Genomic DNA, 9504 nt, shown 5'->3' with positions numbered 1-9504 from the left:
CGCGACTCGATATTATGAAATCGCAGAAAAAATGGATAAGAATTAAAAGAAAAATGAGACTCAGCAATTAGAAGACTTATCACAAACTAAGACAGCAGAAATATTAGATGCAACTAGACAAACTATCTCAAAATGAAAAACAAATTCAATAAGCAAAAAGGAAGAAAAATACGAGCAGTACCGAGAAATAATCCTGAAAGTTTTTTACGAAAACAAGCAAGTTTATGGTCGTGTAAAAATGTCTATTGTATTAAGAGAAAAATACGGAATATACATAAATTACAGGACTTTAGGAAGAATAATGAAATATTTAAATATAAAATCTTTTGTTCGTAATAAGAAAAAAGTTCGTGAAAAAAAGAATACAAATTTTCAAAAAGAAGATCTAGTTAAAAGAGATTTTAATGATAAAGATTCTAGAGGAATCATTGCTACTGATGTAACATATATCCCTGCTCCTGCTGACCTAAAACTTTTCCAAAACCATATATTTTTATCTGCAATTATTGAACATAAAACTAAAAGGATTTTAGGATATTCAATATCCACCAAAAACAACTTAGAACTTGTTATTGATAACTTTAAAAATATTAAAGATTTTAATCGTGATTCTTTTATAATCCATTCTGATCATGGATATCAATATACTTCAAAATACTATATTGATATGATAGAAAGAAAGAATGGAAAAGTTTCATTTTCAAGAGTTGGTAATTCTTTGGATAATAGAGAAATCGAGTATTGATTTTCTTGCTTAAAATCTGAATGACTAAAAAAGGTAGATTATTCAAAAATTACTTTCGATGAATTAAAAAAACTAATACACCAATACATAATTTGATATAATACAAAACGAATTCAATCTGTTTTAGATTGAAAATCACCTCAGCAATATGCAGAGATGATACAATATTAATTTTCTGTTAATTTTTATGTCCTTGTTTAGTTTTTTTTTTTTTTTGTATAATTATATTATGGAAAAAGAAAAACTAGAATACTACTTTAAACCTGAGACATTATCAAAATTCGATGAAGGTCAAAAAGAAGTTTTAGAATTAATCATCAATACCAGAAATCTTAATAAAGATCATTTAAAAATTGCCGCAGATGTAAGGTATTCAGCAATACAGATGTTTCAGATATATCTAGCATTGAAAAAAGATGATAATATTGACAATCTTTTCTATATTAGACCAAAATATCCACTACAAGAAATAAGAGCAACAAGAAAGGATATTGAAAATATCGAACGGATTAAAATGCTTCAAAATATTTATGATTCTTTAAGTAAATCACATAAAATTATTGAATCAAAATTAAATGATGTCTATTCTGAGGCTTCAAAAAAATGATAGAGGAATATGTATGCAAAAAGAACAAGAAAAATTAGAATACTATTTTAAACCTGAGACATTATCAAAATTTGATGATGACCAAAAGGAAATCTTAGAATTGATTATTAATAAAAAGGGATTTAATTATAAAGATTTATATCCAATAGCTGATGAGAGATTTTCTCCTTTACAAATGTTTCAAATATTACTTGCATTAGTAGAGGATGTGAAATATTCATTTTTTAAAAATGCAAAATATACATTTGAAGAAATAAGAAGTGTTAGAAAAGACCTAGAGGATATAAAATTCTGAGAAATAATCGAAAAAATCAGCAGGGAAATAGATAGATTTAATCAAGTTTTTATCGAAAAACTTGATAATATTATATATGCAATACAAAATATTCGTATTGTGCATGTGCATAATACATATGTTAGTCATAATCATTAATATATATTAAATTCTAGCTATAAATGTCAAATAAAAGAAAAACAAATTCCCTCAAAGTAGATGAAATTTTGGATGAATATTTTATCTTCTGTAATATTGATAAATATTATAATTATTTAAGAATTAGGAAGATACATATATCCTTAAAAATTGTAAATATTATTTTGTGACTTTTATTTTTTGCTTGCCTAATAAATTTATCAATATGACTTTTGTTTTATATTAGTCCTAAATATATTAATTTAATAAAATTTCCAAAATGAAAATATCAATATATTTATATTATTAGATCATTAATTTATACATTCTTCTCTCTACTAATTATAAAATATATATTTAGTTTAGTTGGTGGACATTTTAAATTTTTATATCGGAGTTTTATTTATTCACATAAAGGTTATAAATCATTTTGAGATGGGTTGGATAACACTTATATAAAAAATAAGATTTTAGAAAATACAGCTAATGGTATCGATATTGATATAAGTGGTGTTAAGACAAAATCCGATTTATATATTAAAACAAGCATTATTTTTAAATCCATTTTATTTATTTTATTATTATGTTACTCAATATTATTTATAGTGATTATTGATCCAGATTATAATGTTTTAGGTATTTTAAAGCACCGAGTAAACTTTAATCCTATATGACTCTTTATTACATTAAACACTCTTCTCTTATTTTTATTTATCAGTTGGTTTTTTAGAGATAGAGAGGCATCATTCAATATAAATGATACTTTTGAAAAATGAATTCAAAATAAATATAAAGATTTTTTTATAAAACAAAAACACGATGAAGAACAAGAAGAATATTTAAAGTGAAAGCGTCCATCAGAAGATGAAAAGTTATAAAAACTTCCTACATAGGAAGTTTTTTACTAATTTACTAATTCTCTTCATCTAAATTTATTTATGCCAAGTTTTTTAAGTTCTTTGATATTAGAAATAAATACTGCAATACCTGCTAATAAACCAACTAATGCGATTGCTAATGCAATACTGATAATAATTCTATATCCTTGTAAACTAGTATGGAATCCGTTATATGGTGTGTATGCTTTTCCGATAGCTGATGACATTGGATAAAATCATGCATCTAATGAGAAACCAATAAATGACATAACTCCTACTGATGAAGTATAACTACCTTTTTCAATATGGATTTCATTAAGTTGAGCATATCTTAGTGTTGCCATAGCTCATGTTAGTGAACCAATAAACATAAATAATAGAATACTTAATACAATAATTAAGGTATTAGCATTTTGAATGTATCCAATCAAGATAATAACAACAATAGAAGCGATTGCTAATCCTGTCGAAATTACCAAAAACATAATATATGAACGTGTTTTATCTGCTCAACCACCAATTACTCAAGAAATAAAGATTCTAAATCCATACGAGATAATTCCGGTTAAAATAAATGAAATTCATCCTGGTGCCCCATATTCATTAACCAGCATTTGTAAAACATAATAAGGAAAAACAGTTTGGAAAGTGTACATTCCCATTAAAAACACTGATAATGCTCATAGTTTTCAATTCTTAAGTTTCTTAAATCCTTCTTTTAAAGATGCTTTAAATTTTACTCAAGAAAACTTTTCTTTTGGTTTGTTTGGATCTGCTACCACTTTTTCTATTGGTCGTTCTGGAACCAATAACATTACCAAAATTGCAACTAAAATCAAGAATGCTACTACAATAAAGATATAAACAGCAAATGGAACACCTGATGATGGAACTTGGTTTTTGCTTAATTTTCCAATTCAGAATGTTGCAATTAAGAATCCTAATGCTCAAATTAAAATAAATCCGATGATTCCGTTAAATGAACTTTCTAATCCATATGCATATCCTTGATTTTCTTTTTTAGCTTGTTGTGACACAAGCTTTCATAACGGACTTCAGAACACCAATGTCGATGTTACTCCTCAAAGTCCTCATATAACTGCATATTGTGCAAACAATGAAGCTCTCAATGCTGCTGTTTGTTGATAACTTCTTTGATTAAGCAACAAGATCGCAAACCACACTGCGATAATTGCTGTCGAAATAATCGCAATAAACAACAATCATCTGGAACTAAATTTGTTTGCTAAGAATCCGCCTGGAAGTTGGGTAACTAAAGTAACTATCCCGATGATTGCGATTAATATTGCAACTTGATCTTCTCGGATACCTAAATATAAGTTAAAGTTAGGAATAATATTTTTAAGATAGTAAGGTACTGCTATCACAAAAACATCAGCTGCGGCAAGAATAATTAATGCAACAATTTGCTTTCAGGTAAATTCTTTTAACCTATTTAGCATTTTACTCCTTTCTAATTTTATAATGAATTTTATTTAGCTAAATAAAATTCAGATAGAACGCTAAAGTATTTCACAAAGTCTTCTAAAAATGATACATGTCCTGTATTTTCAATAACTTTAACTGTAACATTTTTAGCATGTGCTAAAAAGTATGTTTTTGTTTTTTCACAATTAATAATCATATCATTTGATCCTAAAACCAATAATGTAGGAACTTTAATACTTTCGATTCCTGCTTCAACAGCATTGTGTAAACTTTCTTCAGCAAGTGAAAAACCTAGTTTCATTACATGTGGGTTGCTTGCTGCACCAGATTCAAAATATGCTCTTTGTTGTGCCTCAACACTAGGGTCTTGTAATGCTTGTAAATACACAGGTGATAAAGCACCTAACAGTGTCTTATATTCATCAAAGGTTTGTGGGGCAAACAATTTAAAGAATTCTTCTTTACGTTCTAATAAAGTCTTATTCATCGGTGAAACATAAATCATTTTAGCAAATAATTCCGGTGCTTTTTTGTATGCAAGTGAAATGGTTCCACCACCCATTGAATGTCCGATTAAAACAACATCTTTTAAATTGTTATCTTTAATGAATTTAATTAATAAGTCCGCAAATGAATCAACACTTACTTCATCACCATTTTTAGGTTCAACCATATTGTTGCCCGGAAATGCTAATGCATAGTAATCACTAAGTGTTCAGTGCTTCATAAATATATCGTGCAGTTCTGGATTTGAGTTAAATCCATGAACGAATATAATTGGGTTTTTTGGTTGATTATTATCCTTAACAACTAATGGATAATCATATTTTAATGTTTTCATAATCTCCTTTATAATTTAAATAACACATTTATGGAAATGTTTTTATAATAAACATAATTATTATACATTTTTTTAATAATTAGGTTGTTTATTTTTTATTTATTTTCTAAATATATTAATTATATTTTATTTTTTCCACACCTTATTGCAACTAAAAGAAAACTAGGTTAATAACCTAGCTATTAAATACTAATTTTCAAGTTTTCTTCATTTGTAATCTGTTTTACCAAGTCTTTTAAGTTCCAAGGTATTGCTTAAAAATACTATTACACCTGATAAAAATCCTAAGAATGCTACTGATAAAGCAACTAAGATAATGATACGATATCCTTGTAAACTTGGATTTGGTGTTCCATCGGTTGTAAAATGTTTTCCAATACCTGCTAAAATAGGTGAAAATCAAGCATCTGATGATGAACCAATAAATGACATAATACCAACCGATGAAGCATAGGTTCCTTTTTCAATATGAACTTCATTAACTTGTGCATAACGTAATGTAGCCATCGCTCACACACAGGTCCCAATTACAACAAATAATAAACTACTAATTCCAATTACCACAAAAGAACTTTTTATATATCCTATTAAAATGGTTCCTGCAAGCGAAATAAGTGCCAATGTAGTAGCGATAATTAAAAATAATGTATATGAACGGCTTTTATCTGCTCAGATTCCGACTATTCAAGAAATGAAGATTCTTAACACATATGCTATCAAACCAGTTAGTATCAATACCAATGTTTGGGGTGCATGATACTCATTTGTCATCATTTGCAGAGCATAAAATGGAACCACCGATTGGAAGATGTACATTCCCATTATAAAGAAAGCTAATGCTCATAATTTTCAATTGCGAATTGATTTTCAAAATGAAAATAATGATGATTTAAATTTTGCATATGTAAATGGTGTTTTGGGTTTATTTGATTTTTCTCTTGGTTTTTCAGGAACAAAAAATAAGGTAAGCACAGCAATTGCTAATAAAAATACTGCTAAAATAAACACAAAAACTGAAAACGGTACACCTTGATTGCTTGCTGGATTTTCTTTAACTACTGGGTATCATAATTTAATAAATAAAAACAATAACACTCATACAAAAATAAATCCAATAATACCATTAAATGAATTAACTACTCCATATGCAATTCCTTGATTTTCCTTAGTTGCTTGTTGTGAAACAAGTTTTCAAAGTGGTGCTCAAAAGATTAGTGTGGAACTTATACCCCATAATCCTCAAATAATTGCATATTGTATATATAATCCTTCATTATTATCATAAGTATAATTTTTAGTAGTTAATAATGCAGCCCCGAATCAAAATGAAATCAAAGCAGTAGTGACACAGGCTCCAAATAACAGTCATCTCGAACTATATTTGTTTGCTAAAAAACCGCCTGGTAGTTGAGTCAATAACTTAACTATACCTATAATTGTTATCAAATTAGCAAGTTGATCCTCACGGATACCTAAGGTTTGGTTAAAGTTTGGGATAATATTTCTAAGATAATACGGAATTGCAATAACAAATACATCAGCAGCAGCTAAAATCGTTAATGCTATTCATTGCTTAGGGGTGAATGATTTAAATCTCGCAAACATATTTTCCTTTCTTGTAAGAAAATAACATAATTTTATGTAAATGTTTCTATATATGCAAATAAAATTATATAGTATTTTCGAATATGTAAGATTTTTTGAGTTGATTATAATTAAAATTATGCAAAAACATTGCTTTGTGGTATTTTTTTGCATAATTTTATGGTATTTCTTTTCTTAGGATACCTTGTTTTTAAAACGAATTTTAAAACCAAAACAAACACATAATTTTTGAATATAAATCTACCTTATATGATATAATAAAGAAACTAAGGAGAAATATGACAATTAAAAACAAATTATTCTTTTTTTCTTCAAGTGTTTCCGCATTAGCACCAATTGCTTTAGTTGTATCTTGCAATTCAGGAAGTCATAAAACTGGTGATGAAGCAAAAAGAGAAGTAGCAGATCAAATATTAAATAACTATGAAAATATTTATAAGAACAATAATACATTATCTTCATTAGGTGTAAGTGGAGTTTCATTTAGTATCGATGCTGAAACTAAAGAAGAAGTAAGAACAGAAGTGATAAAAGATTTAGCCGGTAAAGATGATGCTTTTGTGCAAAAACTTATTGAATATCTAAAAGATACAAAAGAAGCTACATCAGCTTATATATCAGGAAATACACCAAATGCAGCAAGTGGAGTAAGTAAACTTCAACAAAAATACGGGAGCGATGCTGTTCAACTTATGACAACAATATCTAATATATATCTAAAAATTACTCCAATTATCACTAAATCACTAACCAAAAATATTTCTGGTAGTTTGAATTTAGGATAAGTAAATTATAAATATTACTATTTAAATAAGGAAAATATGACATTAAAACGAAAATTTATTTCTTCTTTTACTGCTGCTTCTGTTATAATACCTGTTGCTTTAACAGTTGCCTGTGCTCCGATATACAATAGTCAAGAAGCAAGTAAAAAGTCACATCAAGGAACTACAAACGAAGAAGATATTAGACAGATCGCTAAAAATAATGAAAATATTAATGTTATAAAGCAGAACCTTGCTCAAAAATTTACTACATTAATAACATCACAAAGTTCTAGTATTAATAATTCATTAGGTATTCATATTTCTTTTCCTGCTGACTTAACTAATGAAATGAAACAGGCTGCTCTTGAGGGGTTACAGCAAGTTAACGATATTAATGAATTAAAAAGATTGGAATCTTTTATTGAAGATACCAAAAGTTTATCTCATAAAATTACTTCTTCTGCTTTAACAGGTAATATTGACCTTAATAAAATTCAAAATGAAGCAAATGCTTTAGAGAAAAAACATAACACACCCGAAGATAAAAAAATATTAGAACTATATTTAAACATTATCTCTAAAATGAATTCAAGGGTGTCTCAATGAGCAAGAAGTAAATCAAACTCAATCCCTAATACTTACTCTAATATAAATAATTATGGTTCATATGGTTCAAATATTTATGGTTTAGATTACAGGTAAAAAACTGTTTTTTATTTATAAAAAGTAGTATTATATATAAGTATTCAGAGGTTGTAATGTCAACTAAAAAGAAGTTATTTTGAATTACTACATCAGTTATTTCTGCTGCAACAACATCAGCAGCAGTTATTTTTAGTATAAATTCAAATAACGAAAATAATTTTATTACAACAAAGACAAATATTTTTAATGATAAAGGAACTGGTGTTAAAAAAGACGATGAATCAAAAATGAAAGATTCAAAGGCTGATATTATCAAAAATCCTAAAAATACCGAAAACCATAAACTTCCTGATTTAGAACCTATTAATAAAAGACTAGAAGTTAAATTTACAACCAGAAAGGAAAATCTACTTGCTCAAATAAGTAGGACTTTACAACAACAGCTTGTCTCATACCAAGCAAATATTAATAATGAATCATCAAAAGATTTTTTAAGTGAAATTCACAGCAACTTAGTAAACTTAGAACCAAAAAATGTGGATAACTTAGTTAAAATTTGAAATAAATTAATTACTTTTATCAATAGCACGGAAGTTAAGACACCACAAAATCTAAACGATGAAATCACCAAATTAAAGCAAGAATACAATAATCTGTATAAACAAGAATTTGAAGTATTTGAGAATATTATAAGCAAATATAATGTTATTATTTCTTTAAAATATAAAGAGCAACAAAAATTACACAGTTTTCCTGTCGTTCCAGATAATCCTATTAGTGATACTAAACAAAAACAACCAAGCGACAATAAAAAGATAAATAAAATAACAAAAAAATTACACGAAGAAAACATCAAAGAATTTATAAATGAGTATTTAATCTTTAGAACTTACAACCATTTAGAATTACTTAAAAATTATAAAGAGCAAATTTTTATTACACTTATCAAAATTATTAAACAACTTGATGCAAATGATGTTATTTTAAAACAAGCAATAATGCTTATGAAAGAAATTTCAAATAATATTTCAAAAGTTGCTGATTCAAAAGATGCGGATTATAAAAAGAAAGAAAATGCTATTTTAGTTAATCTAGTTCAAAAACACCAAGAGGCATTTTTATTCTTACAAAAAATAAATCCTATTTATTCCAAAATAGTTAAAATTATTAATGAAAATCAGAATCCAAAAGAAATAGACAAAATAAGTTAGATGAATTTAATCCATAGTTATAACTATGGATTTTTGTAAAAAATGAGATTTTATAAAATTTATCAACTTATTATGTTGTTTATTATATAACTAAGAAGAAAAGATTAATATAAAGTAAGACGCTGGGTTGGTACCACAACGGTGTCCTACTTTAGTGAATTTGGACAATAAATTGATATCAAATTATTGGTAAAGTTATATAGGCTGCACATATGTGAAGTTTTTAAAAAAATAACAAGCAAACTTGTTATTGGTCAATTATTTGAAATGGAGCGAGTAAAGGGAATCGAACCCTCATAGTCAGCTTGGAAGGCTGAAGTTCTGCCATTAAACTATACTCGCAT

Annotated in this window: 10 protein-coding genes and 1 tRNA gene; 7 read left to right on the top strand and 4 right to left on the bottom strand. The window is 27.0% G+C overall.

Annotation, left to right across the window (positions count from 1 at the left end):
- Positions 1-67 precede the first annotated feature (67 nt).
- The 4 genes from ACXYRQ_RS02745 (at position 68) to ACXYRQ_RS02730 (ending at position 2642) form a co-directional block, all read left to right on the top strand.
- Positions 68-916: an IS3 family transposase gene (locus ACXYRQ_RS02745; protein ID WP_458614738.1), complete on the top strand. Its 849-nt coding sequence runs from the start codon at positions 68-70 to the stop codon at positions 914-916.
- A gap of 58 nt (positions 917-974) precedes the next feature.
- Entirely contained in the window at positions 975-1355 is a 381-nt protein-coding gene (locus ACXYRQ_RS02740) for a hypothetical protein (protein ID WP_435129138.1), read from the top strand.
- A 10-nt stretch (positions 1356-1365) separates the two neighbouring features.
- Positions 1366-1785, top strand: coding sequence for a hypothetical protein (locus ACXYRQ_RS02735; protein WP_458607744.1), 420 nt, complete (start codon positions 1366-1368; stop codon positions 1783-1785).
- A 212-nt stretch (positions 1786-1997) separates the two neighbouring features.
- The gene (locus ACXYRQ_RS02730) at positions 1998-2642 is read left to right on the top strand and encodes a hypothetical protein (RefSeq protein ID WP_458614736.1); all 645 of its coding nucleotides are present in this window, start codon (positions 1998-2000) and stop codon (positions 2640-2642) included.
- A gap of 26 nt (positions 2643-2668) precedes the next feature.
- On the opposite strand, the gene ACXYRQ_RS02725 is transcribed toward ACXYRQ_RS02730, so the two are convergent.
- The 3 genes from ACXYRQ_RS02725 to ACXYRQ_RS02715 all read right to left on the bottom strand — a co-directional run bounded on the left by ACXYRQ_RS02725 (position 2669) and on the right by ACXYRQ_RS02715 (position 6537).
- The gene (locus ACXYRQ_RS02725; RefSeq protein ID WP_458614734.1) at positions 2669-4105 is read right to left on the bottom strand and encodes an MFS transporter; all 1437 of its coding nucleotides are present in this window, start codon (positions 4103-4105) and stop codon (positions 2669-2671) included.
- A gap of 29 nt (positions 4106-4134) precedes the next feature.
- Positions 4135-4932 (bottom strand): alpha/beta hydrolase, encoded by a 798-nt coding sequence (locus tag ACXYRQ_RS02720; protein ID WP_458614733.1) that lies wholly within the window; start codon positions 4930-4932, stop codon positions 4135-4137.
- A gap of 189 nt (positions 4933-5121) precedes the next feature.
- A complete protein-coding gene (locus ACXYRQ_RS02715) occupies positions 5122-6537 on the bottom strand; it encodes an MFS transporter (protein ID WP_458614237.1) in 1416 nt (471 codons plus the stop codon).
- Between the two features lie 278 nt (positions 6538-6815).
- On the opposite strand from ACXYRQ_RS02715, the gene ACXYRQ_RS02710 reads away from it, so the two are divergent.
- From ACXYRQ_RS02710 to ACXYRQ_RS02700, 3 genes are read left to right on the top strand one after another with little or no spacing between them, the layout of a single operon-like run.
- Positions 6816-7322, top strand: coding sequence for a hypothetical protein (locus tag ACXYRQ_RS02710; protein ID WP_458614731.1), 507 nt, complete (start codon positions 6816-6818; stop codon positions 7320-7322).
- Between the two features lie 36 nt (positions 7323-7358).
- Complete coding sequence (locus ACXYRQ_RS02705) at positions 7359-8006, top strand: hypothetical protein (protein ID WP_458597626.1); 648 nt, start codon at positions 7359-7361, stop codon at positions 8004-8006.
- Between the two features lie 56 nt (positions 8007-8062).
- Entirely contained in the window at positions 8063-9160 is a 1098-nt protein-coding gene (locus ACXYRQ_RS02700) for a hypothetical protein (RefSeq protein WP_458614729.1), read from the top strand.
- Positions 9161-9428: 268 nt separating this feature from the next.
- On the opposite strand, the gene ACXYRQ_RS02695 is transcribed toward ACXYRQ_RS02700, so the two are convergent.
- A tRNA-Gly gene (locus tag ACXYRQ_RS02695) sits at positions 9429-9502 on the bottom strand.
- Positions 9503-9504 lie beyond the last annotated feature (2 nt).

It is taken from the genome of Mycoplasma sp. 394 (assembly GCF_054353895.1).
Note: the sequence above shows the minus strand (reverse complement) of the source record. Positions and strands in the feature narration are given on the sequence as shown.